This is a genomic window from Chryseobacterium gambrini (assembly GCF_027920505.1).
Taxonomy (GTDB): domain Bacteria; phylum Bacteroidota; class Bacteroidia; order Flavobacteriales; family Weeksellaceae; genus Chryseobacterium; species Chryseobacterium gambrini.
Map to the genome: position 1 here is coordinate 2,581,892 of NZ_CP115857.1, position 23,917 is coordinate 2,605,808.

Annotated in this window: 22 protein-coding genes; 11 read left to right on the forward strand and 11 right to left on the reverse strand. The window is 36.6% G+C overall.

Features of this window, described 5'->3' with window-relative positions:
- Window positions 1-4 precede the first annotated feature (4 nt).
- The 3 genes from PFY09_RS11655 to PFY09_RS11665 all read left to right on the forward strand — a co-directional run bounded on the left by PFY09_RS11655 (window position 5) and on the right by PFY09_RS11665 (window position 2,395).
- A complete protein-coding gene (locus tag PFY09_RS11655; protein ID WP_076393756.1) occupies window positions 5-457 on the forward strand; it encodes a FixH family protein in 453 nt (150 codons plus the stop codon).
- Window positions 448-1,215: a sulfite exporter TauE/SafE family protein gene (locus tag PFY09_RS11660; protein WP_271159814.1), complete on the forward strand. Its 768-nt coding sequence runs from the start codon at window positions 448-450 to the stop codon at window positions 1,213-1,215. Before PFY09_RS11655 ends, PFY09_RS11660 begins: the two co-directional genes overlap by 10 nt.
- A gap of 235 nt (window positions 1,216-1,450) precedes the next feature.
- Window positions 1,451-2,395: a T9SS type A sorting domain-containing protein gene (locus tag PFY09_RS11665; protein WP_271159815.1), complete on the forward strand. Its 945-nt coding sequence runs from the start codon at window positions 1,451-1,453 to the stop codon at window positions 2,393-2,395.
- A gap of 96 nt (window positions 2,396-2,491) precedes the next feature.
- Here the strand turns inward: PFY09_RS11665 and serS are convergent, their stop codons facing one another.
- The 9 genes from serS to PFY09_RS11710 form a co-directional block, all read right to left on the reverse strand.
- On the reverse strand, window positions 2,492-3,760 hold the full coding sequence (gene serS, locus PFY09_RS11670) for a serine--tRNA ligase (RefSeq protein WP_271159816.1): 1,269 nt from the start codon (window positions 3,758-3,760) through the stop codon (window positions 2,492-2,494).
- 67 nt (window positions 3,761-3,827) lie between these two features.
- On the reverse strand, window positions 3,828-4,331 hold the full coding sequence (locus PFY09_RS11675) for a hypothetical protein (protein ID WP_076393764.1): 504 nt from the start codon (window positions 4,329-4,331) through the stop codon (window positions 3,828-3,830).
- A gap of 14 nt (window positions 4,332-4,345) precedes the next feature.
- On the reverse strand, window positions 4,346-5,593 hold the full coding sequence (locus tag PFY09_RS11680) for an oligosaccharide flippase family protein (RefSeq protein ID WP_271159817.1): 1,248 nt from the start codon (window positions 5,591-5,593) through the stop codon (window positions 4,346-4,348).
- A gap of 46 nt (window positions 5,594-5,639) precedes the next feature.
- Complete coding sequence (locus PFY09_RS11685) at window positions 5,640-6,752, reverse strand: glycosyltransferase (protein ID WP_271159818.1); 1,113 nt, start codon at window positions 6,750-6,752, stop codon at window positions 5,640-5,642.
- A gap of 6 nt (window positions 6,753-6,758) precedes the next feature.
- Window positions 6,759-7,247, reverse strand: a complete 489-nt coding sequence (locus PFY09_RS11690; protein ID WP_076394112.1) for a hypothetical protein — start codon at window positions 7,245-7,247, stop codon at window positions 6,759-6,761.
- A 122-nt stretch (window positions 7,248-7,369) separates the two neighbouring features.
- Window positions 7,370-8,155 (reverse strand): (Fe-S)-binding protein, encoded by a 786-nt coding sequence (locus tag PFY09_RS11695; protein WP_087708232.1) that lies wholly within the window; start codon window positions 8,153-8,155, stop codon window positions 7,370-7,372.
- 84 nt (window positions 8,156-8,239) lie between these two features.
- Window positions 8,240-9,577, reverse strand: coding sequence for a 4Fe-4S dicluster domain-containing protein (locus PFY09_RS11700; RefSeq protein ID WP_076393773.1), 1,338 nt, complete (start codon window positions 9,575-9,577; stop codon window positions 8,240-8,242).
- Window positions 9,578-9,588: 11 nt separating this feature from the next.
- A complete protein-coding gene (locus PFY09_RS11705) occupies window positions 9,589-10,539 on the reverse strand; it encodes an MlaD family protein (RefSeq protein WP_271159819.1) in 951 nt (316 codons plus the stop codon).
- A gap of 126 nt (window positions 10,540-10,665) precedes the next feature.
- Complete coding sequence (locus PFY09_RS11710) at window positions 10,666-12,813, reverse strand: peptidylprolyl isomerase (protein ID WP_271159820.1); 2,148 nt, start codon at window positions 12,811-12,813, stop codon at window positions 10,666-10,668.
- A gap of 259 nt (window positions 12,814-13,072) precedes the next feature.
- On the opposite strand from PFY09_RS11710, the gene lon reads away from it, so the two are divergent.
- The 6 genes from lon to PFY09_RS11740 all read left to right on the forward strand — a co-directional run bounded on the left by lon (window position 13,073) and on the right by PFY09_RS11740 (window position 20,514).
- The gene (gene lon / locus PFY09_RS11715) at window positions 13,073-15,478 is read left to right on the forward strand and encodes an endopeptidase La (protein WP_271159821.1); all 2,406 of its coding nucleotides are present in this window, start codon (window positions 13,073-13,075) and stop codon (window positions 15,476-15,478) included.
- A gap of 318 nt (window positions 15,479-15,796) precedes the next feature.
- Window positions 15,797-16,384: a Crp/Fnr family transcriptional regulator gene (locus PFY09_RS11720; RefSeq protein ID WP_076393780.1), complete on the forward strand. Its 588-nt coding sequence runs from the start codon at window positions 15,797-15,799 to the stop codon at window positions 16,382-16,384.
- 278 nt (window positions 16,385-16,662) lie between these two features.
- A complete protein-coding gene (locus PFY09_RS11725; protein ID WP_108410126.1) occupies window positions 16,663-17,565 on the forward strand; it encodes a hypothetical protein in 903 nt (300 codons plus the stop codon).
- A 2-nt stretch (window positions 17,566-17,567) separates the two neighbouring features.
- Window positions 17,568-18,395 carry a hypothetical protein gene (locus PFY09_RS11730; RefSeq protein WP_271159822.1) on the forward strand — a complete coding sequence of 276 codons (828 nt, stop codon included), beginning with the start codon at window positions 17,568-17,570 and terminating at the stop codon, window positions 18,393-18,395.
- 2 nt (window positions 18,396-18,397) lie between these two features.
- Entirely contained in the window at window positions 18,398-19,174 is a 777-nt protein-coding gene (locus PFY09_RS11735) for a hypothetical protein (protein ID WP_271159823.1), read from the forward strand.
- Window positions 19,175-19,401: 227 nt separating this feature from the next.
- Window positions 19,402-20,514, forward strand: coding sequence for an AI-2E family transporter (locus PFY09_RS11740; RefSeq protein WP_271159824.1), 1,113 nt, complete (start codon window positions 19,402-19,404; stop codon window positions 20,512-20,514).
- Between the two features lie 54 nt (window positions 20,515-20,568).
- On the opposite strand, the gene PFY09_RS11745 is transcribed toward PFY09_RS11740, so the two are convergent.
- The gene (locus PFY09_RS11745; RefSeq protein ID WP_076393790.1) at window positions 20,569-20,817 is read right to left on the reverse strand and encodes a bacteriocin-like protein; all 249 of its coding nucleotides are present in this window, start codon (window positions 20,815-20,817) and stop codon (window positions 20,569-20,571) included.
- 153 nt (window positions 20,818-20,970) lie between these two features.
- Here PFY09_RS11745 and PFY09_RS11750 point away from each other — a divergent pair, with 153 nt between their 5' ends.
- Complete coding sequence (locus PFY09_RS11750) at window positions 20,971-21,348, forward strand: DoxX family protein (protein WP_271159825.1); 378 nt, start codon at window positions 20,971-20,973, stop codon at window positions 21,346-21,348.
- Between the two features lie 95 nt (window positions 21,349-21,443).
- Here PFY09_RS11750 and PFY09_RS11755 read toward each other — a convergent pair whose 3' ends face one another.
- Window positions 21,444-22,802 (reverse strand): acyl-CoA dehydrogenase family protein, encoded by a 1,359-nt coding sequence (locus PFY09_RS11755; RefSeq protein WP_256040559.1) that lies wholly within the window; start codon window positions 22,800-22,802, stop codon window positions 21,444-21,446.
- Between the two features lie 206 nt (window positions 22,803-23,008).
- On the opposite strand from PFY09_RS11755, the gene PFY09_RS11760 reads away from it, so the two are divergent.
- Window positions 23,009-23,917, forward strand: a complete 909-nt coding sequence (locus PFY09_RS11760) for a DUF4349 domain-containing protein (protein WP_271159826.1) — start codon at window positions 23,009-23,011, stop codon at window positions 23,915-23,917.

Genomic DNA, 23,917 nt, shown 5'->3' on the forward strand with positions numbered 1-23,917 from the left:
AGAAATGAAAAACTTTAATTGGGGACACGGTGTAATTATCGCTTTAGCGTCATTTATGATCTTTATTTTATCCATGATGTTTCTTTTTCCGAACGGACAGAAGAATTCTGAAATGGTAACCGATAATTACTATGAAGAAGAACTGAAATATCAGGACGTGATTGATGCTAAAAAACGGGCAGATGAATTAAAGGAAAAACCTGCTTACAGCCAAAATCCATCAGGGATCAGAATCACTTTTCCGAAAGATTACAATAATTCTAATACCAAAGTGAAATTTGTGCTGAACAGAACCGACGATCAGAATCTGGATGTTCACAAAACAGTTCAGCTCGATGCCAATCAGTCTTTTTTAATTCCTGCACAGGTTCTGAAATTGGGGAACTATACCCTTCGTTTGAACTGGACAAAAGATAAAACGGACTACAGAATGGATTATGATGTGATATGGAAATAGCACTTGTAATATCGGCAATCGGACTGGGTTTTGCATCAGGATTCCACTGTATCGGAATGTGCGGACCTATTGCATTGTCGATGGGATTAACAAAAAAACAGGCAACCAACTTTTATCTTCAGAATCTTACTTACCAGTTCGGGAGAATTTTTACCTATTCCCTTTTGGGAGCAATTCTGGGAATTATCGGGGAAGGTTTTGAGATGGCAGGTTTCCAGAAATATCTTACGATTGCTGTGGGAATTCTGCTAATTATAATGGCTATTTTTTCATTTGGGGGAAAAGATTTTGCTTCAAAAATTCCGTTTTTCTCGAAATTTTTATTCAAAGTAAAATCCAATCTGGGAAGACTGCTTCAAAAGGCAGATTACCGCTCAAGATTCACCACAGGTCTTCTGAATGGATTTTTACCCTGCGGAATGGTGTATATGTCTTTAACGGCAAGTTTAGCAAGCGGAGGAATATGGCAGGGCGCTTTATATATGGCTTTATTTGGTTTGGGAACACTTCCGTTTATGTTTGCAGTTGTTTTGGTCGGAAATCTCATGAATCAGGCTTTTAGGGTAAAAGTTTTAAAAGTGATTCCGATTGTGATGATTATTCTGGGCGGACTTTTTATTGTGAGAGGTATGGAACTGGGAATTCCTTACATTTCTCCAAGAGCGGAAGCCATGACCATTTCAAAAGATAATCAGGGAGACTGTCATTTGCCGGGAGATCACAGTACTCACAATCACGATAATACGAATTGTCATTAGTAGTAAATAATGCCTAAATTTAAAAGATTAAACCCTCTGGATAGACTCCGGAGGGTTTTAATTATAGCTCTGAAAGAATCAACCTGAAGATTAACATTATACAAATCACATACATAACAATTTATTAAGATAAAAATTGTATTAAATATTTAATACAATTACTAATATTATTTTTTAAATACGATTTTATTATACAATCAATTTCGTATCTTTATTGTAACTAAAAATTTAATATATGTATATAAAGCTACATTTTCCCACATTTCAGAAAATTCAAAAACATCAAACACTAGGCTACCTTCGTAAAATGGCATGTCATGCGTTTACGGTTGGTACTATTTTATTTTTTTCAGCAACGAAAGCCCAAACTTCAGTAACTGTTCCTAATTTGACTTCAACAGGAGCCTTTACAGGGCCGTTTGCCAATTCTACCAGAACTTATCAACTGATTATTGATGACTCTCAGCTTACTGCTTTATCTGGAAAGTATCTTACTTCAATATCACTTAGAATTCCTACAAGTGCAGCCTCTGCATGGCCTGCCTCAAATACAACCTATCCGGATTATCAGATTTACCTTAGTGACGGCGTAGAGCTTACTAACAGACAGCTTAATTTTGCAGCCAACGTAGTAGGAGCACAGACACAGGTTCGTTCGGGAAGTCTTTTAATACCATCAGGTGCCGTTACGAACAATGGAAGTTTCAGTTTTGATATAAATTTCAATACTCCTTATTTATACACAGGTACTAATCTTGTAATAGAAATACGTCATACCGGAAGCAACGGAACAACAACTTCTGTTGATGCAGTAGGAACAGGTGTTTCGGGATATGGTACACTTTTTACCGCTTGCTGGTCAAGCTCAACCTCTGTACTGCAAGGAAACTTTTCTTATGTGAAAATTAATTCCGGAAGTGTGCTGGGTGTGAAGTCTGTTGAAATAGATGGAGGCTCCTCTGTTTATCCTAATCCTGTAAAAGATCAGTTATATGTAAAATCAGCTAACGATATAGTGGAATTAAATATTTTCAATATGGCTGGCCAAAAAATTTATTCGCAAAAAAATTCAGTTAAAAATCCACAGCTGAATGCATCAGGTTTAGCCAAAGGAAATTATATTTTACAAATGATTGATAAAAACGGAAACTCAACGTCAACACGATTCATTAAAGATTAATAATGAATTGATTTCAAATGAAATCGTTTAGATAAACCAAATAAAAAAAACCACTGAACAACAGTGGTTTTTATTGTATATAGACAAAAATTTTCTTTAGCTGATCAAATCAAACTTCGCATATTCAGCGACTTTCTTCGGAAGTTTAATTCCTTCCTCTGTCTGATTATTTTCCAGCAAAGCTGCCATAATTCTTGGCAATGCCATTGCGGAACCGTTCAGTGTGTGTACCAACTGAGATTTTCCGTCTGCTTTATAACGGCATTTTAGCCTGTTTGCCTGAAAGGTTTCAAAATTGGAAACAGAGCTTACCTCAAGCCATTTTTCCTGAGCTGCACTCCACACTTCGAAATCATACGTCATGGCAGAAGCAAAACCAGTGTCTCCTCCACAAAGTCTTAAAACTCTATATGGCAATTCAAGGTCGCTTAAGATTTCTTTGATGTGTTCTACCATTTCTTCTAAAACTTCATAAGAATTTTCCGGTTTTTCAATTCTTACGATCTCTACTTTTTCAAACTGGTGAAGACGGTTCAAACCTCTTACATGCGCTCCGTAACTTCCCGCTTCTCTTCTGTAGCATTGAGAGAATGCTGTATTTTTTACCGGCAGATCTTTTTCCTCAAATAATACATCGCGGTACAAATTCGTTACCGGAACTTCTGCGGTAGGAATCAGATATAAATCATCTAATCCGATATGATACATCTGTCCTTCTTTATCCGGCAACTGTCCTGTTCCGTATCCAGAAGCTTCATTTACAACGTGGGGAGGATTCACTTCCATGTATCCTTTTTCAACATTTTTATCAAGGAAATACTGAACCAAAGCTCTCTGCAATCTTGCGCCTTTTCCTAAATACACCGGAAAACCTGCTCCGGCAATTTTTACGCCCAATTCAAAATCGATAAGATTATATTTTTTTGCCAGTTCCCAGTGAGGAATTGCTCCTTCGCCAAGACCTTCCACATCGTGAGACTGATAAATGATTTCATTGTCATCCGCAGAAGCACCATTTTTTACTTTTTCATGAGGAATGTTCGGCAATTGATACAAAATATCCAGTAATGCTTTTTCTTTTACATCTAACTGAGCTTTCAATTCCGACGTCGACTCTTTGTACTGTGCTGTTTTAGATTTTGCGGATTCTGCTTCTTCTTTTTTTCCTTCTTTCATTAAAAGCCCGATTTCTTTGGAGATTTTATTGATTTCGGAAAGTTGGGAATCCAATTCAAACTGAATTTTCTTTCTTTCTTCGTCGGTAGCAATAGCCTCGTCTACCAACTCAAGATTCTTGAATTGTCTTTTTTTAAGACCTTCTAAAACGCGCTCTTTATTGTCGCGCAAAAAATTGACTTGTAACATTTTATTTAGATGTTAGTTATTAGAATGTTGAACATCAGAATGTCAACAGTTTTGCAAATGTATAAAATTATTTTACGATAGTAACAACATTCGGGGAACCCGGTGTTTTTGTAAACCTTAAAGTATCGTTGTAATAGACTTTCGAGACCTCGAAAACCGAAGGCGTCATATGATACTGGATTTTCAGGGTTTCGTTAATGGTATCCAAAATGGTATTATTAAGTCTTTTCACCAGTGAAACCGTGATCACCGACTGATAGGTCTTGTTATTCGGATCTAATGTATCCAGCCCTACTCTTTTGGCGCCTGCAATATATTCAATAAAAAGAGTGGAATCTGCCGTTGCCCGCAAAGTACTGCTTACCGGAGAAACATCTTTAGATCCGTTAACATCGTTCAGAGAGTACGTAAAATAGGTCTGATCTTTTTTCGCATGAAACAGATCTCGTCCTGCTCCGTTCTTCATATAAACATTCAAAATCTGATCGATTTTCTGCAAATCTTCATCATCCGTTCTGCAGCTCAGAAAGGCACAAAAAATGACCAGAAATCCAAAAACAATATTTCTCATGTTACAAAGATAATTCATTTCAATGTTCTAAGATAAACGAAGAACGAAAACATCATTAAAAAACCAATAACAGTTAATGTTGCCGCTAAAGAAACCGCCATTCCTATAACTCCGTTTTCTGGAACTAAAAAAAAGGAAAATCCTGCCAAAAGCAGCAAAGACAAAATGGAATAAAAGGTATTCCTTTTCATGAGACCTACTGCAGAAAGCATATTTCCGTAAAGGTTCCTTAAAAGCATGCTTCCGCAAAATGCTCCTAATAAAAGACAGAAAGCAAATGAATTGTCTACATATTTTATTCCGAAAAATAATTTAATTAAAAAAGTACTGAAAAAACATCCGAGCGTAAATATTAAGATAGAAACAGGAATAAAAACTTTATAGTAATTAATAACATAACTGATTAAAAAAGATCTGTTATAAGAGTTTTTTGCTAAGACAGGATAATCGCTCTGCATAAAAGAAAGCGCTAAAAAAGTAATATTGGATGGAAGAAGCAGAACGACTTTATAATTAGCAACTACACTTTCATCTTTAAAAAAGTTGAGGAGTAAAATATCTGCCGAAAAAAAGGCATCTGACAACAAAGCTGTTACAGAAGCATGAAAAGCAAAATTCCAGATCTCTTTCTTTTGAAATTTTATCGTGGGAGCCGCAATCTTCCACAACGGCTCTTTATACCAGAAAAGAGAAAGAAATGGAGCGATTAAATTAGCAAGCAAATATCCGTAGAGTCCCCCAAAAAAAGAAAAAGCAATCATCATGACCAATCCTCCAATATTCACGATATTATTAAGCATGGCATATTCGCTGTTCTTCATATGTATGCGAAGCTCAACCTGTTTGTGACTAAGAAAATACACCCCGATGAGCCGTACAGCAAAGAAAAAAAATATATAAAATATGTAGTAGTAATGATTTACATAAAGAATCGCAATTAAAAAAAATACGATGCTGAGAAAAAGCTGATACAGAAACCCTTTTTTAAAAAGATAAACAGAAAGGTCTTTTTTTTCATTTTCAGTTGGGCATAAAGAACCATAACGTATCAAACTCTGAAAACTGCCAAAACCGCTGAAAGGTACAAAGATGGCAAAAACAGACGCCACAATGCTTAGTATTCCGAATTCTTTTTCAGGCAAAAGCCTGATCATCATTACAGATCCTGAAAATGCACATATTTTCGCTATCAAAAGAGACAGAAATACATACTGTCCTTTGTTGGCAAAAAATGCTTTAATAAAATCCTTTAAGCTATTCATATTAGTTTTGTGGCTGGAAATTTATGCTTTTTAAATTAAAAATCATTTAAACCACTTTCCTGTAAATCTCATCGAATTTTTCCGCTATTTTCAACATAGAAAAATTGTCTACAATGTACTGGTGAAGTTCCGTCGGGGAATCCGGTTTATAGGTCTCATTTAAAACACTCTTCATTGCAGCATATAATTCTTCTTCAGTCTTTCCAATGATGATTCCGCAGTTATTTTTCACAATCTCAGGTACACCTCCTACGCGGGTTGATATTACCTGTATGCCGGAAGAAATAGACTCAAGAAGTACACAGGGTAAATTTTCATATTCGCTGAACAATACAAAACAATCGCTGTTCTTCATTTGTTGGGCAACTTCATCATGGGTAAGTTCTCCAAATGTTGTTATGAAATCCTCCGCTTTATTTTCCTTAATGATTTTGTTTAATCTTTCTATGTTTCCGTCACCTCCAATGCTGAGTTGAAAGTTTTTAAACTCTTTTCTCAGCTGAATTGCAGTTTTTATAATAATATCCGGATTTTTTAAAGCGATCAGATTGGAGATATGAAGAAATCTGAAAATATCCGAATGATGTTTTGCAGGAGTAAAACGATTTGTATCTACAACATTTCCAACAACTTTAAATTTCTCACCAATTTTCAGCTCTTTTAAGTTATTCATTAAATTCTCACTTACCGGAAAAATAAATGATGCTCTTTTTGCTATAAATCGGGCAACAGATAACGTTGCAAATGAGAGTCTATTTCTGTTGATTTCAAGAAATAAAGACCAGTGTTCTGTTACAACAAAAGGAATTTGATATTTTTTTTTTAAATAAACCGCAAACAGCATAGATTTATCCAAAATATTCACATGCAACAAATCTGGTTTCCGGAGTTGTGAAAAACCCAACTTATAAGCCCGAAGTCTTCTTACAAAATTTAATGCCGGATTTTTAGATTTTTTATAGTAAACTATAATCGTTTTTATTCCATTACTATGATTTTCCTCGAAAATATAGCTTTCATTCTGTTCAGAATCCCCTATTGCATGTAAAATTTCAACATCGTGCAATAAAGAAACGGCTTCCGCATGTCTCTGTACGAAATTTCCGTTGGTAGGCTCTAATTTGTTAGGAAACCAAGACGAAATAAAAAGGACCTGCATGAATTATTACTTTATAGAAGCCGCCCAACTTCTATCGAATGGCAAAAGAAAATTCCCTATAAATTCGAGATAGGTATTTTTAGAAAAATCAAAAACCTGAATGTCTTTAGCAATTTCTCCGTTTCTTACTTTTGACTTAAAGTCATTCAGCTTCAAGGTTTTTACTTCTCCATTTTCTATGAAGCTGGCTTTCATTCTGTCGAATAATCCCAATTGATATTCTTCATCAATTTCTCTCATTACTTTCCCAAGTGCATCAATACTGCATCCGGAAGCCATTTCCTTCTCTTCATCCACACAGATGATAATAAACTGATTTTTCTCAATTTTAAAAGACGATGAAAGCGGTTTTCCGTGTGCTGCCCAAGTTGCCAGAAAATCAAAAAGTTTCTCTGTTATCTGTTTGGCTTCTTTTGTTTCAAAAGGTCTTGATGCAGGATATATTATTACTCTGTAGTCGTTTGCTTCTACGATATTAGATTCTTCAATCTTCATTTTAATCAATTTAAAAGGTAAAATTACAATTTTTTCTTCACACATTAATCCGACACTACAGAATTATCATAAAACAAAAAACTCAGGAAAAATCCTGAGTCTTATACTTTTGAGCTATTTTTTTATAAATCTTCAGCTTCCGCTAAAAGTTCTACAATATCTTTCACGGCAACTTCATCATTTTTATTAAAATGTTTTACACCGTCCGTCATCATCGTATTACAGAAAGGACATCCTGTTGCGATTACTTTAGGCTCGAAAGACAGAGCTTCTTCAGTTCTTTCGATATTGATGTCTTTTTTTCCTTTTTCAGGTTCTTTAAACATTTGTGCTCCTCCTGCTCCACAGCAAAGACCATTGGTCTTGCAACGCTTCATTTCTACCAGTTCGGCATCCAGTTTTTCCAGTAAAAGTCTCGGCGCTTCATATTCTTCATTGGCTCTTCCCAGATAACAAGGATCATGGAAGGTAATCTTTTTACCGCTGAATGCGCCACCTTCAATTTTCAAGCGCCCTTCTTCCATTAATTTTTTAAGGAACTGAGTGTGATGCATTACTTCATAGTTCCCTCCTAAATTCGGATATTCATTTTTAAGCGTATTAAAGCAGTGTGGACAAGCCGTAACGATTCTTTTTACTTCGTAAGCGTTCAGAATTTCGATATTGGTTAAAGCCATCATCTGGAAAACGAACTCATTTCCGGCACGTTTTGCGGGATCTCCTGTACAGCTTTCTTCCTGACCAAGTACCGCGAATTCAACGCCTATTTTATTTAAAATTTTGCAAAATGCTTTCGTGATTTTTTTAGCGCGGTCGTCGAAACTTCCGGCACAACCTACCCAAAATAAAACTTCAGGCGATTTTCCTTCGGCAGCATATTCTGCCATTGTTTTTATATTGAAATCCATTTTATATCAGTTTATCAATATCACAATGTAACAGTTTTCAATGAAAAGATTGCTACATCGTTACATTTTAGATTGTTACATTAATTAGTCTTTTGCCCAGTTCAGACGGTCTGCCTGATTGTATTGCCACGGTGCAGCGTTGTTTTCTACATTCGTCATCATAAGATTCAGTTCTTGTGGTGCAGCAGATTGCTCCATAACAAGGAATCTTCTCATTTCGAAAATGATAGAAAGAGGATCTAACAATACAGGACAAGCTTCTGTACATGCGTTACAGGTGGTACAGGCCCATAATTCTTCTTTGGTGATGTAGTCGTTCAACAGTTTTTTTCCGTCGTCTACAAACTTTCCGTTTTTATCAATGTTTTTGCCGACTTCTTCAAGACGGTCTCTTGTCTTCATTAAAATGGCTCTCGGAGACAATTTTTTGCCGGTAATATTTGCCGGACAAACTGCAGTACAACGACCGCATTCTGTACATGAATAGGCATTTAACAACTGAACCTGATTAAGATCGAAAATATCTTCTGCTCCGAATTTTGCAGGCGTTTCCGCCTCTCCTTCTGCCGGAGCTGCGTAAGGATCTGCATTCGGATCCATCATCAGTTTAATTTCTTTCGTTACAGATTCAAGATTATTGAATTTTCCTTTTTCTTCAAGGTTTGCATACCAAGTGCTCGGAAAAGCAAGAATGATGTGTAAATGTTTTGAATAATAAAGATAATTCATGAAGAATAATATCCCTACAAAATGGAACCACCAAGCTGCTCTTTCAACCCCGAATAAGAATCCGTTATCAAAACTGAAAACTTCAAGAAACGGAACGAACGTCATTTCGCTGATCGGGAAAGATCCTACTTTTACAAAATGACCGTAACCATTTGACTGGAGAATAAAGTCTGAAGCGTTCATGGTAAAGAAAGCCATCATCAAAGCAAATTCGATAATCAGAATCCAGTTTGCATCTTCTTTTGGCCATCCTAAAAGTTCTTTCATCGTTAATCTTTTTACTCCGTAAAAATTTCTACGGATAAAAAATACAACGACGCCAATTACCACTAAAAGTGCCAAAACTTCTAAAGTAGCGGTAAAGAAACCATAAACGGTATTTCCTAAAATGGTTGATAAAAATCTGTGTGTTCCGAAGATTCCATCAACCACAATTTCGATAAGCTCGATATTGATGATGATGAAGCCTACATACACAAAAAGGTGTAAAATTCCGGCTACAGGACGTTTTGTCATCTTACTCTGCCCCATTGCAACAGTTGCCATTGTTGCCCATCTTTCTCCTCTTCTGTCGCTGCGATTGATCTCACGTCCTAATCTGATGTTTCTATATATCTTCTGCAGACTTTTTACAAAAAGTCCAAAACCTGCAATTAATAAAATCAGAAAAATAATATTAGGGATATAATGCATGGTTTAAAAAATTAGTCTTTATTATTTTTTCCGAAAACGGAGAAGTTAACATATTTTTTTGGGTGCGCTTTCAAATCTTCGATCAAAGAATTAAGATTGTTTGAAGCGGCATTCAGATTGTTGTAAAGCTGATCGTCTTTCATAATTTTCCCTAAACTTCCTTCCCCTCTGTCGATTCCTGAAACCACATTATTTAACTGTCCTACTGTAGCATCTAAATTAGCGATGGTAGCATTCAGCTTTTTAGTATCAATGCTTTCTGCTAGATTTCCGTACTTATCCAAAGTAACTTTTCCGCTCTGCATGGTAATACTTGCATCATCCAATACTTTCTGAAGCTTAGGATCGTTGTGACCCACTAAGGAATTTACGCTTCCTGCCGTAGTCTGTAAAGCGGCAACCGTTTTGTTAAGATTAGCCAGTAATAATTTAATTTCCTGTCTGTTTTGCGCATCAACAAGCTGATTGGCATTCGTCATCAGAGAGTCTACTCTGTGTAAAACAACCTGTAATTGATCTTTTACAGGACCTACCTGTGAAGAAAGGCTTCCTAAAGTTCCCAATTTAAATGCTCCTTTTAAAGTATCTCCGTCTTTTGCCGTTGGACCTCCGTACATCAGGTTAATTCTCATTTCTTTTCCTCCCATTAAACTCGGTTCAAAAATTTCCAATGTTGAATTTTTTGAGAATTCAAAATTATTATCAACCGTAATTTTTACAAGAAAATCGATTTTACCGTCCTTAGATGTATGAGGAATAATTTTATCGACCTGTCCTACCTTTAATCCGTTAATGGAAACAGGGGAAGATTGTGCCAATCCCTCGACGTTATCATATTGTGCGTAAAATATATTATCGGTAGTAAAAAGGCTTCTGCCTTTCATAAATTGAAAAAGCACCACAAAGCCGACAATGGCCAATAGTGCGATCACACCAGCTTTTAATTCTTTACTGAACTTCACTTGCTAAATTTTTTCTAATGAGCAAATATACTACATTTAAATGAATGTTTTTCTCTATTGCTCTGCGTTACACACAAAAAAAGCGGCAAAAACTTTGCCGCTTTTTATCTATCTGAAAAATTATTTTTATTGTTGCTGAGAACCTAGCTTGTTCCAGATCTCAATTCTGTAATCTTCGATATCCGAATTGTCCTGTAAGCTCTTTAACCAAGCCTGCCCGAACATTCCGCCGTTTCTCTGGGTAACAGATTCTGTAAACTGTTTAAGATCTCCGGGCTGTTTGTTTGTGATCTCATTCTTTTTAATAAGAACATAAACTCCCGTTCCTCCTTCAACCGGCTTAGAAAGCTGTCCTTTCTTCACTCCGAATGCAGCTCCGGCAACTTTTGGCTCCATAGAACCTGCTACTGAAGGATTTAATAAGTTAACCTGTGCAGATTGTTTTGTAGTTCCGAACTGCTTAGCAATCTGATCTAAATTTCCTGCTTTCGCGATTTTCTCTGAAATCTGTTTTGCAGCCAGTTTATTTTTAACCACTACTTCAATCTGATCTCTTACAGATTCAGGATCTGCAGTTCCTTTTTCCTGCTTCCCGTTTAAGTAAACTACAATTTTATCTCCTGTTCCGTCTACTGTAAACAATTCAGTATCTCCTTTTTCTCTTTTCTTGTCAAAAGCCCATGCAAGGATTTCCGGATCTTTGTCTGTTCCTAATCCCTGAAGCTGTCCGTCGAATCTCTTCGCCTGTTTAGGATTAGAGAACTGATAGTTTGCTTTTTTAGCAATATTCACGAAATCGTTGAAAGATTTCCCCTGAACCTGCTGAACGAATCTGCTTGCTTTTTTGTTTACTTCTGCTTCCGTAGCATCAGAAGGTTTAACCGCTTTTACCAAGTTTGCCACTTTATAAGCCATTGCTCCCGGTTTTTTATCTTCAATGTTGATGATATGATACCCGAACTGTGTTTCTACAACACCTGTCGCACCTTTAGGGTTTTCAGACAGATATTTTAAAAACTCAGGAACGAAAGGTGTTTCAGGAGTTGTCCATCCTAAGCTACCACCTTGTGCAGCAGAATTTGGATCGTTTGATAATTTAAGGAATTCTGTAAATTTCCCCGGATTAGCTTTTACAATTGCTCCGATAGAATCTGCCAGTTTCTTAGCCTGTTCTTTGGATCTTGTAACTCCTTCTCCCGCAGGACTTCCTTTGAAAGCGATTAGAATATGTCTTGATAATGTAGAATCTGAAGTCTTTTTATCTAAAAGTTTAGAAACTACATAAAAATTCTGCTCTTTGTAAGGACCAAAAGTCTGACCGATCGCTGCTGTCGGAAGCTGCGCCTGAATCGTCTGAGGCAATTGGTTTGGCTTCAGATACTGTGGATTGAAAGGCATATCAGAATTCGCCATGATGAACATAGAGTCGTTCTTTGTATTCTGGAAGTTTTCAGAACCTCCGCTTGCATCGCTTCCTACAGAGAATAATTTATTGATTTCTTTCTGAGCCGCCGCATCATCTGCAGGACTTGGCTGAGAAGGGAAATAAACGATTCCTATATTTCTGCTTTCTTCCGCTTTGAACATTATCGGATGCTGCTTGATATAATTTGCTAAATCTTCAGTGGTAACTTTAATGTTGTTTTTTTGAAGATAAGCTGCATAATCTACTTTTACGAAATCGATATCAGCTAACTGATCTCTTTCTCTCATCAACTCTTCAGCTTCTTTTTTACCTGTAGTGATTCCTGTAGAAACATTAGCAAATACCTGTCTCGCCATCAATCTGTACTCGATTGATTTTCTGGTTTTCAACCATTGGTTGTACCCTTCCGGCGAAGCCGCTTTCATATCTTCTATCTGTTTTTTAAGCTCCTGGGTTTTGAAATTACCTTTCTCATCAAAAAACTGCTTCTGCTGTGCAAACATCTGATCGTACTGGATCTGGTTCCAGAAGTAATCGTCCGTCATTTCGAAGCCCATTTTCTCGAATTGCTGTTTGATCAGCTTCGATTGCACAAGCAATTGCCAAGCCTGCTCTTCAAGACCATTTTTTGGTTGACCTTGCTGTTCAGCCTGTTGTTGCAGTACGAAAAGTTGATCGTTAAACTCTTCACGGGTAATTTTCTCACCATTCACTTTTCCTAAAACATCAGGATTTTTACCAAAAACCTTATCAATACTGTCGGGGTTTACAAGGAACGCCAAAAGCGCCAGTGCAATTACTCCCATCAAAAGCCAAGGTCTACTCCTAATTTGTCCTAAAATTGCCATTATATAAATTATAGTTTTTTATCAGTTTGCGAAAATACACATTTTTAAGAAATTACGGAAATACAAGACCTTTATTTTAATTTTTAAAATTTAATTTTTATAAAAAAGGAAATTTTGACCGTATTTTTTAGTAAAAAACAAATGGCATAAGTCTTGTGCATTTTAAGCACACATAATATGGATTGCCTTTTCAAAACATATTATGAAATTTCACGTTAACGAATTAAAACGATAATGACAATTTGTCATTCGATTTACTATGACAGAATTTGAAGATATTAGTTTAGAAGAAATGATAAGCGACGGATTTGATATTGTAGCTCAGGAAATCAACATTGATGATCTTGCGGAAACAGAAAAAAATTCGGAGCAAAAGATATTCCCGATCCTTCCTGTAAGAAATATGGTGATGTTCCCCAATGTTGTGATCCCGATTACTGCCGGAAGAAAAGCATCTATCCAACTGTTGGAAGAAGCCCAGAAAAATGGCGATTTCATCGGAATCGTAAGCCAGAAAAATTCTGATCTTGAGCAGCCTTCCGAAAAAGATTTATACCAGACCGGAACTTTAGCAAAGATCATCAAAATCATTAAACTTCCGGAAGGAAATATTACTGCGATTACGAAAGGTTTTCACCGATTCAAAATCAAGAAAGTGGTTGAAACACAGCCTTATTTTAAAGCAGAAATATCAAAATTAAAGGATTCCAAGCCTAAAAATAAAGAAGAATACGAAGCTTTACTGGAAAATGTGAAAGATCTTGCCCTGAAAATCATTGAGCTGGATCCGAACATTCCGAATGCGGCTAACTTCGCCATCAAAAACATCAACAACAATGATGACCTGTTGAATTTCATTTGCACAAACGCCAATTTCCCTTCTTCCGATAAGCAAAAGCTTCTTGAAGAAAAGAATCTGATGGAAAGAGCCAACAAGTGCTACGAGATGATGCATGAGGATTTCAGAAAGCTGGAACTGAGAAACCAGATCCATCAGAAAACTTCAAAGGATCTTGATAAACAGCAGAGAGAATATTTCCTGAACCAGCAGATCAGAACGATTCAGGAAGAATTGGGAGGCGGTACAGAAGGCGACATAGAAGATCTTATTAAAAAGGCGAGAGAAAAAAAATGGAGTGATGAAGTAGAAGAACATTTCCAGAAGGAAATCAACCGTTTGCAGCGTCAGAATCCTAATTCGCCGGATTACAATGTTCAGAGAAATTACTTGGATTTCTTTACGGATCTTCCTTGGGAAACCTATACCAAAGATGTTTTTGATATTGCCAAAGCGGAGAAAATTTTAGATAAAGCCCATTTCGGTTTAGAAGATATCAAGAAAAGAATTCTGGAACATATGGCTGTTTTAAAGCTTAAAAACAACATGAAATCCCCTATTCTTTTGCTTGTGGGACCTCCCGGAGTCGGTAAAACGTCACTGGGAAAATCTGTTGCTGATGCACTGGGAAGAAAATATGTAAGACTTTCTTTGGGTGGTCTTCACGATGAAAGTGAAATCCGTGGTCACAGAAAAACCTACATTGGTGCAATGGCGGGAAGAATTCTTCAGTCTATCAAGAAATCCGGAACTTCCAATCCGGTGATTGTTTTGGATGAAATGGATAAAATCGGACAGGGATTGCATGGTGATCCAAGTTCGGCACTTTTAGAAGTTCTTGATCCTGAACAAAATAAGTCTTTCTACGATAATTTCTTGGAAATGGGGTATGATTTGTCTAAAGTAATGTTTATTGCAACGGCAAATTCATTATCTACCATTCAGACTCCTTTGTTAGACAGAACTGAAATCATTCAGATTGCAGGCTATACTTTGGAGGAAAAAATTGAAATCGCCAAAAGACATTTAATTAAAAAACAGCAGGAAGAAAACGGTTTGGATGCTAAATCTTTTAAACTCGGAAATGCTGAATTAAAACATATCATCGAAGCGCACACTTCGGAAAGCGGCGTAAGATCTCTGGAAAAAAGAATTGCAGGAATCGCGCGTTGGGTAGCTTTGCAGACAGCTTTGGTTAAAGATTACGATCCTAAAATCTCGATCGAAAAAGTGGATGAAATTTTAGGTGTCCCGAGACCGAAAAGCCTGTCGGAAATCACAGGAGTTCCGGGGGTTGTTACAGGTCTTGCGTGGACGAGCGTTGGCGGAGATATTTTATTCATTGAAAGTATTTTGAGCAACGGAAAAGGTTCATTATCCATGACCGGAAATTTAGGAACCGTGATGAAAGAATCTGCAACTATTGCACTGGAATATATTAAAGCGAAACATGACGAACTGGGAATTTCTCAGGATGATATCGAAAAGAAAAACATCCACGTTCACGTTCCGGAAGGTGCAACGCCAAAAGACGGACCTTCTGCGGGAATTGCGATGCTAACTTCTATGGTTTCTTCATTTAAAAATAAAAAAATAAGACCTCATCTTGCCATGACCGGAGAGATTACTTTAAGAGGAAAAGTTCTTCCGGTGGGCGGAATTAAAGAAAAACTTCTTGCTGCAACTAGAGCGGGAATTAAAGAGGTTATTCTTTGTGAAGCCAACAGAAAAGATGTGGAAGAAATTAAAAAAGATTATCTGAAAAACCTGAATGTACATTATGTAAACAGAATGGAAGAAGTTATCGAAATCGCGTTGGAGAAGTAAATTCTTTTTCAATAAAATTTTAGAGTAAAGAAAGTAATCTTTAAAATAAATTTAACAGGCCATAGCAAAACTCAATTGCTATGGCTTTTTTTTCTTTATAGACGGATAATTTTGAATTACATAAGTTAAGCAACCACTAATTAAAATTACAAATTCCTTAACTATAGAGAAAACAGATTAGAGGATTACTTAAAATATCGAAATTTTAAACAATTATTATCTACAGAACAACGAAATATTTCATAATTTTGTATTACACAAACACAAAATAATCGTATAAAAAAACATAATGTTACTAAAATTATATTCGGAAAAAAGATGTATAATAAATTTATTTCATATTTGAATGGATTGTTAGCTTCGCCTCTCAATCCCGAAGAAATTAAGATCATCAAAGAGGTTTTCAAACCTAAGACTTTATTAAAGAACCAGTATTTTCTTCAGCAAGGTGAAATATGTAAATTAACCGGATTTATCGTTAAGGGAGCTATTAAACAGTATTCTCTTGATGAAAAAGGTAAAGAGAAAGTTCTGGGTTTACTTATAGACAACTGGTGGGTCGGAGACAGGGAAAGCATGTTGAAAAATATACCTTCATCATATTATATTCAGGCATATCAGCGTTCCGAGCTGTTGATATTTACAAAAGAAGATTTTGAAGAGCATCTTATCAATCAGCCTTTTATTCTTGAAGCGCGCAGGATTCTTTTTGAAAGACAGTCTTTACAGCTTTTAAAACGGCTTTATGCGACCAATATGCTGCCTGCAAAACAAAGAATACAGGAACTTGAAAACTGTTATCCGGATTTTTTTCAGAAATTCCCGCAACATCTTATTGCTTCTTATCTTGGTTTAACCAAAGAAACTTATAGCAGGATTAAAAGCAATATGCTGAAAAACCAGTAAATTCTTATAAATTTTATTCAGTATTATAAAAAACGTTGATTTAGATCAACGTTTTTTATTGATATAGATCAACAATAATTTTTCTTTTTTATAATGAACTTTGTGTAAGCAAAAACATTTTAAAGTTTCAGCTTTCAGTTAAAAACTTTAAAAATCTTACAGATTTTCACCAGCCACCAGACCCGACATTTAAGAAATTACCATCATCCATTGTTGGACGAAGCCCAAGTAGGTATTTGGCTGTATCAGATTATTTATAACAAATTGAAAAACTAGCGATGAAAACAAAAATTATTTTATTGTTCTTTGGTCTTCTTTCGTTTTTGCCAAACGCTCAAATAGGGATTTCGAAAGACACTTCTTTTCAACCGGATTCAAGAGCAATGCTGCATATAAAGCAGGATAATTTCGCAGCAAGGATTCCGAGATCCAATACAGCATTATCTTTGCCCGTCTCCGAAACGGCAACTACCGGAACAGGAACTCAGGGATCAATAATATTCAACCGAGAAACCGGAAGTATTGTACAGAATGACGGCACAACCTGGAAAATATCGGATCCTATTGTAAGCACCATGAAGAGCAATAAAATGGCAAGATTCATAAGATCCGGCGTTGTAACTTCATCTTGCGGAACGTGCGGATTAGCCTGCGCGCTTACCGTAAGAACCTGCTCTACGGAAAATATTCTTTTTACAAACAGCAGTCCTGTTTTTAATGATATTTCTTCGAGTGTTGCTCTTGCCTCTACGAACAGCAATGTGATTAATATAAATGAAAAAGGTCTTTATAAGATTTCTTTTAAAAGCGGCGCGATTGATATAAGTACGCCTTTGTGTGCAGGAGTTGTTATCAATCTTCAATCGAGGGTAAATCTGGAATTAAGTTCTTCTACAGATGCAACGTGGAGACCTATTAATAATAATTCAAGCAGCTCAACATCCGGAGCCTTATCGGTAACTACCTTAGCTCCAGGTGCTATTGACGTGGGACAGGCACTTTCTTTTACCTACGTAGGCGTTTTCAATGCAGGTGATAAACTGAGACTGACAATGAACGGTACACAAAACATCGGAACGGGCGTGTGTACAGGAGTATTGGGAGGAAACAATATGTTTTTCTCTATGGATAAAACAGGAAACTCTGTTTCTGAAATTATTATAGAAAAAATAAACATGTAATGATGAAAAAAAATTTATTATTTGCCGTAATATTTTCCCTCCAGCTATTTCATGGACAAATAGTAATCGGCGGAAATGATATCAGTACAAAAAACATTGTAAAAATCGTGGATGGATCCAAAGGTGTTATTCTTCCCTTTTCCAATACCTATACAACCTTCCCGAAATACAATGCGTCTGCAACGGATATTTTTGATGATTATCCTAATCTTACAGGAAGTCTGATCTACAGTAAAAATGATGATCAGTACTATAAATACGACGGATATTCCTGGAATCCTGCAAGACAGATTCAGGCGATCTATCAGCCGAAAGCTTCCCGTTTAGGAGTCTCTTCAGGGATTACGATTCCCTGCATTTCATTTGGGATCGGATTCTGCTTCGCCGGAAACACGCCTACTTATCTGGCTGCAGATAACCGAAGCCAGGTGCTCGTAGACAATTTAACATTAAAAAACACAGGAAATGTAACTATAAAACAATCCGGCATCTACGATATTGCTGTTGCCTTAGGCTTTACAGGAGGTAGTTTCGGATTACAGGCAGGAATTACAGAATTTAAAATGAGTCTTCAGGTAAAATATACCTCAACATCAGATTGGGAAACTGTAGTTACCAAGACCAATTATTCTATTATTTTTGTAATCGACACACAGGGAAACAAGACTTCAAGCTTTTCGCAGACCGTCTACTTACCTTCAGGAGCAGAGCTCAGAGTGGTTCCGGAAATCAGCTCAAATGCTATTTCGGGAGGCTCTTTATCTGCTTACGGAACAGATTCTAATGCTCTTTACTCGTATTTGGCAGCGCGTTTAATTAAAAACTATTAATGATGAAAAAAAATATTTATTTACTATTTATCTTTTTACTGAATATTTGCAGCGCTCAGATTAATTTCACCAATCTTACTAATCCCGACTTAAATGCGAATGGCTCTGATCAGGTAATGCTGTACATCACCAATGCTAGTGAAGCGACAGGAGTAAAAGGATTTGGTCTTCCCGCTGTAGAAACTGAGACGGATCTGCCTTTTACAGGCAGCAACGCACCTTCTGCCAGAATAGAAAACCTGAGAGGAATGCTCTTATTTGTAAAGAGTACAGGACAGACGATGGTTTTTGACGGATTGGCATGGAGTAAAGCATTTGAAGTGGAATCTGATAATATTTCAAGATTTCAGATTAATTCTGTAAGTACAACTTTAGGATCAACTCTGCTTCCGATAAATTCTTTAATTGATAAACCGAATTTTCTTGCAGATCCGCTAAAGCTGAAAACGAATGTGGGAACTGGAGGAGCCAATATCAACCGATTGTATATTCGGCAGACCGGATTATACAGAATTAATCTTAATCTTACCTTCACAGGTCCTGCAGGAACTTTCAGCAACAGACTCGGAGCAGGATTGTATGTAAATGATGCGCTCCGATGCCAGTTGCTTGAAAATACAGTAAACTTCGACGGAACAAACAGGAAAATAAACCTTGATTTTTCCGTATACATGGTTCAGGGACAGTATATTACCCTGGAAACAGTTTCAGAAATAGGAGGAACTGTATCTTATACCGTAACCAATAACAGTTACGTTACCGTTGAAAAAGTTTTATAAATATCATTAAAATTATCACAAGTTCTCATTTTTGGGAACAAATTAAGGACAGAGACTTATTTCTGTCCTTTTTTCTTTGGTAAACTTAAGAATACAGAATCCAATAATAATGATCTTATACATTGAATAATCCGGGACACTGAATTGAAGTTATGTTAAACAAATTGAAAAATAGCCCTTCTGTTACAAGTGTTTTTACTAATTTTATAGAAGTAAGATTTTAAATTATGAATACAGTTCGGCTCCCTTTTCTTGTAAAACTCACGCTGGTTATTATTTCCATCATCGGATTGGGATATCTTCTTGCTTTGGGGCAGAGTATTTTAGCTCCGTTTTTTCTGGCATTTTTAATGGCGATGCTGTTTCTGCTTATTGCCAATTTTCTGGAGAAAAGATTAAGATTTACAAGATCCATGTCGACCATTGCTTCTGTTTTAATGATGCTGTTCATTTTAACGGGATTAATTTACTTTTTCGGATCACAGCTTTCGGATTTCAGTAAAGATATTCCACACCTTAAAAAGCAGTTCACCTCGGTCGCGGAAGACATTCAGCACTGGGTTTCCAGAACTTTTCACGTAAAAATAGATGAGCAGCTTAATTATATTGATCAGGGACTGAATAAACTTCTTTCTTCATCTGGCGTTATTCTGGGCTTTACTTTTGGGATTTTTTCCTCGAGTTTAGGATTCTTTGTGTTTTTTATTCTGTTTTTTATCTTCATCTTAAATTACAGAAGAGTTTTAAACAACTTTATTATTACCGTTTTTAATGAAAAACATAAAGCCAGCGTTCAGGAAGTGGTAGGCGAAGTAAGAGTGATGACCAAAAAGTACATTATCGGATTGTGTCTTCAGATTTTAATCGTTTCCGTCCTTACTTCTATTGTTCTTACGATTCTGGGAGTAAAATACGCCATTCTTTTAGGAGTTCTTACGGGCTTGTTAAATGTAATTCCGTATCTGGGAATCTGCATCAGTCTTTTGATTTCATGTTTTATCGCTTTCGCAACCTCTACTCCATCTACCTGTATTTATGTGGCAATGGGCTATATTGCGGTTCATATTGTAGACGGAAATATTATTCTGCCATTTGTGGTGGGTTCCAAAGTAAAAATCAATGCTTTATTTTCATTTATAGGAATTCTTATCGGGGAACATCTTTGGGGAATTGCGGGGATGTTTCTGTGCATTCCGGCTATCGCCATCATTAAAATAATTTTCGAAAGAGTTCAGGGACTTCAGCCTTGGGGAAAATTGCTGGGTGAAGAAGAAAAGCCCGATAAAAAGAAGAAAACCTATAAAATTTCCAAGAACATTACTTTAAAGGAAATGGATTGATTATCAAGCATTAACTATAAAAAAGAAAGCCTTCAAAATCGAAGGCTTTTATTTTTACAATGCACAAAGCGGCTGTAATCCATTTGGGCAGGTTTCTGTACAGTAGATATACTGACCGCTGTCCGGACAATATCCTACAGGATCGCCAGGATTTCCCGGATCTCCTCCTCCACCTAAACAGGGATCGCCCGGCGGAATTTTACAAGGACATCCAACAGGTCCGATATCGCATTTTTCTGCGCCTCCACCTCCTTTAATTTCTCTTAAATCTGCACGATTTAGTTTTTTAAGATTTTTCAGCATAATATTTAGTTTTATTTGTCTTGCACAACAAATATATTAAATCAATCCATATAATTCAATAAATATTTCTCAAAACCGAGAATTTATTTAAATTTCATTTCCTTTTTAATCAGCCGATTATATTTTTATTTAACTTTAATAAAAAATCATAACATGAAAATCGTAAAATTTATCCTTTCCCTTCTTTTCGGATTGATGTTCATTAATGCCGGATTAAACAAATTCTTCAATTATATGCCGATGGAAAAGCCGACTCCCGAACAAATGAAACTTTTTGCCGCATTTGGAGAAATCAGTTGGCTGATGCCGCTTACAGGAGTAGTCGAAGTTATAGGCGGTCTGCTTTTTATTTTTGCTAAAACGAGAGCTTTGGGCGCCATTATTATTCTTCCGGTAATGATCGGAATTGTCTGTCATATCTTTACCTTAGACAAATCTCCCATGGGAATGTCAATTGCCGGAGTTCTTTTCCTTATCAATATTTGGATGATTATCGACAATAAAGAAAAATATAAAACCTTAGTGAAATAATAGACTAAATGGTCAATGGTGAATTTTGCTACGCACGTGAATTTTAAAATTGCCAAACAAAGCGAATTGACCATTGACCATTCACTTTTACATCATCATACAAATGCACTGAAACCTGTAATTGATCTTCCTACGATAAGGGAGTTGATTTCTTTTGTGCCTTCGTAAGAATAAATAGCTTCTGCATCAGCTACAAATCTTGCCACATCATATTCGAGCAGAATTCCGTTTCCGCCCATCACTTCACGCGCTCTGGAAACAATATCTCTGGTTCTCATGGTACAGAAAACTTTTGCCAGAGAAGCGTGTTCATCTTTTAAAATTCCTTCATCCTGCATTTCAGAAAGCCTGAAAACCATGGTCTGCATTGCCGTAAGATTAGAAAGCATCTCTACCAAGTGCCCCTGAATCATCTGAAAAGAAGCAATCGGTTTTCCGAACTGTTCTCTTTTTCTGGTGTAATCCAACGCACTTTCATACGCTCCTCTTGCGCATCCTGTAGCCATCCATGCTACTCCTGCTCTCGTCATTCGCAAAACTTTTGCGGTGTCTTTAAAGGAATTGGCATTCTGCAACCTGTTTTCTTCTGTCACCAAACAATCTTTCAGCGTAATCAAACCATTCTGAACAATTCTCAACGCCATTTTTCCTTTGATTTTCTCAACGGAATACCCCGGATTGTCTTTTTCAACAATAAATCCTTTCACTTCGCCATCATCAAGATCTCTTGCCCAGATAATAATTAAATCTGCAAACGTTGCATTTCCGATCCATTTTTTCTGTCCGTTCAGAATCCAGCCTTCAGGTGTTTTTTTGCAAGTTACCGTTAATCCTCCCGCTGCTCCGGAACCTACTTCGGGTTCTGTTAATCCAAAGGCTCCGATTTTTTCAAACTTCTGCATCTGTGGAAGCCATTTCTGTTTTTGCTCTTCGGAACCGCAGATATAAATGGAACCCATCGACAAACCGGACTGCACTCCGAAAAAAGTAGCAATAGAAGCATCAATTCTAGCCATTTCCATCGCAATAACACCTTCCATTAGAAAAGGCATTCCGGGACAGCCGTACCCTTCGTAAGTAACTCCGCAGATATTCAGTTTTTGAAATTTTGGAATCAGTTCGTGAGGAAATTCATCACGCAGCCAGTAGTGATTAACAAGCGGTTTTACTTCTTTTTCCATGAACGCTCTCACTTTTAACTGAATTTCCCGCTGTTCAGGACTTAATGTGTGATAGATGTCGTAGAAATCGCCGTCTATATCAGGAAGCTCTTTCTTCTTTTTATTCGGATCGAGCATTTTCATCATTCCGTTAAGCTGTTTATCGTCTAATTTGGAGAAATTTTCCATCAGCTTGGGAAGATTTACTTTTTGAGAAATAGCACTCAACTGATCAAAATCTATGGATCTGAATAATTCTATGGCGTTTCGGATTTTGGAAAAAGTATTTGACATAATAATTTGTTGTGTTTGATTTGTAAAAGAACAGCAAAAATTACTCCGAAAATGAGGTAGCTGAATAGCCCACAATTTACAAAACAATGAATTACAACCACTTAAAACAGAATTTCTCTTTACAGAATTTTTACGTTTCATTTTCAAATATTACAAACGATTCTGTCTGAACTTTGGGATAAGCAAACATTAAAAAATCTATATCTATGAAAACGAAGTACATCAGACTAAGCATCGCAACAGCACTTTTACTGGGAATTTATTCATGCAAAAAAGGAGAAGTTTCTTCCGAAAATCTTGAAAAATATGCATCTGCTGATTCGGCAATAGCAATATCTTCGGACAGTGTTTCTTCTGTGGCAACCATGAAGGTAAAAGACAAGCAGTTCATTAAAACCGCAGACGTGAATATGGAAGTAAAAGATGTCTATGACGCGACCATATCCATTGAAAAATCCGTTCAGGAATTGGGAGGCTTCGTAACGCACAGCGACCTGAAAAGCAATGTGGTTTCTGAGGAAACCTACAATACATCGGATGAACAGGCAATGCTGATAAAAAAATATCAGTCCGAAAATGCCATGCAGGTAAGAGTTCCTACAGAAAAACTGGGCGAACTGCTGACTTTAATTAATAATAAAAAACTGTTCCTGAATGCAAGATCGATTAATGCGGAAGATGTAACGGCAAATATAAAATATTCGGCTCTGGAAGCTCAGCGCAATAAGAAAACAACCGACAATATTGCTCAGATGAAGGTAAATAAAGACAAAGTAACCATGAGCGATGAAAATATGAAGGAAGGAAACAGCCAGCAACTGGAAAGCATGAATATGACCGATATGCTGAAATACAGCACTGTTGACATTTACATTAAAGAACCCAAAATAAGAGTCGCAGAAATTGCAGTTACCAACACACAAAGCATAGACGATAAGTACAAATTTGATTTTCTGTACAGCGCAAAATCAGCTTTCGTGGAAGGATATTATCTGATCCAGAAAATTGTAGTAGGACTCATCACAGTCTGGCCAATTGTATTAATCGGAATTGCCGCTATTTATTTTGTAAGAAAAAGAAAACCTGCTAAAAAACAAGCTAGTACAGAAATTTAG

Excerpts from the sequence above, each read along its gene's own strand:
- PFY09_RS11655 (WP_076393756.1), top strand. The coding sequence starts at position 5 with ATGAAAAACTTTAATTGGGGACACGGTGTAATTATCGCTTTAGCGTCA.
- PFY09_RS11660 (WP_271159814.1), top strand. The coding sequence starts at position 448 with ATGGAAATAGCACTTGTAATATCGGCAATCGGACTGGGTTTTGCATCA.
- PFY09_RS11665 (WP_271159815.1), top strand. The coding sequence starts at position 1,451 with ATGTATATAAAGCTACATTTTCCCACATTTCAGAAAATTCAAAAACAT.
- serS (WP_271159816.1), bottom strand. The coding sequence starts at position 3,760 with ATGTTACAAGTCAATTTTTTGCGCGACAATAAAGAGCGCGTTTTAGAA.
- PFY09_RS11675 (WP_076393764.1), bottom strand. The coding sequence starts at position 4,331 with ATGAGAAATATTGTTTTTGGATTTCTGGTCATTTTTTGTGCCTTTCTG.
- PFY09_RS11680 (WP_271159817.1), bottom strand. The coding sequence starts at position 5,593 with ATGAATAGCTTAAAGGATTTTATTAAAGCATTTTTTGCCAACAAAGGA.
- PFY09_RS11685 (WP_271159818.1), bottom strand. The coding sequence starts at position 6,752 with ATGCAGGTCCTTTTTATTTCGTCTTGGTTTCCTAACAAATTAGAGCCT.
- PFY09_RS11690 (WP_076394112.1), bottom strand. The coding sequence starts at position 7,247 with ATGAAGATTGAAGAATCTAATATCGTAGAAGCAAACGACTACAGAGTA.
- PFY09_RS11695 (WP_087708232.1), bottom strand. The coding sequence starts at position 8,155 with ATGGATTTCAATATAAAAACAATGGCAGAATATGCTGCCGAAGGAAAA.
- PFY09_RS11700 (WP_076393773.1), bottom strand. The coding sequence starts at position 9,577 with ATGCATTATATCCCTAATATTATTTTTCTGATTTTATTAATTGCAGGT.
- PFY09_RS11710 (WP_271159820.1), bottom strand. The coding sequence starts at position 12,813 with ATGGCAATTTTAGGACAAATTAGGAGTAGACCTTGGCTTTTGATGGGA.
- lon (WP_271159821.1), top strand. The coding sequence starts at position 13,073 with ATGACAGAATTTGAAGATATTAGTTTAGAAGAAATGATAAGCGACGGA.
- PFY09_RS11720 (WP_076393780.1), top strand. The coding sequence starts at position 15,797 with ATGTATAATAAATTTATTTCATATTTGAATGGATTGTTAGCTTCGCCT.
- PFY09_RS11725 (WP_108410126.1), top strand. The coding sequence starts at position 16,663 with ATGAAAACAAAAATTATTTTATTGTTCTTTGGTCTTCTTTCGTTTTTG.
- PFY09_RS11730 (WP_271159822.1), top strand. The coding sequence starts at position 17,568 with ATGAAAAAAAATTTATTATTTGCCGTAATATTTTCCCTCCAGCTATTT.
- PFY09_RS11735 (WP_271159823.1), top strand. The coding sequence starts at position 18,398 with ATGAAAAAAAATATTTATTTACTATTTATCTTTTTACTGAATATTTGC.
- PFY09_RS11740 (WP_271159824.1), top strand. The coding sequence starts at position 19,402 with ATGAATACAGTTCGGCTCCCTTTTCTTGTAAAACTCACGCTGGTTATT.
- PFY09_RS11745 (WP_076393790.1), bottom strand. The coding sequence starts at position 20,817 with ATGCTGAAAAATCTTAAAAAACTAAATCGTGCAGATTTAAGAGAAATT.
- PFY09_RS11750 (WP_271159825.1), top strand. The coding sequence starts at position 20,971 with ATGAAAATCGTAAAATTTATCCTTTCCCTTCTTTTCGGATTGATGTTC.
- PFY09_RS11755 (WP_256040559.1), bottom strand. The coding sequence starts at position 22,802 with ATGTCAAATACTTTTTCCAAAATCCGAAACGCCATAGAATTATTCAGA.
- PFY09_RS11760 (WP_271159826.1), top strand. The coding sequence starts at position 23,009 with ATGAAAACGAAGTACATCAGACTAAGCATCGCAACAGCACTTTTACTG.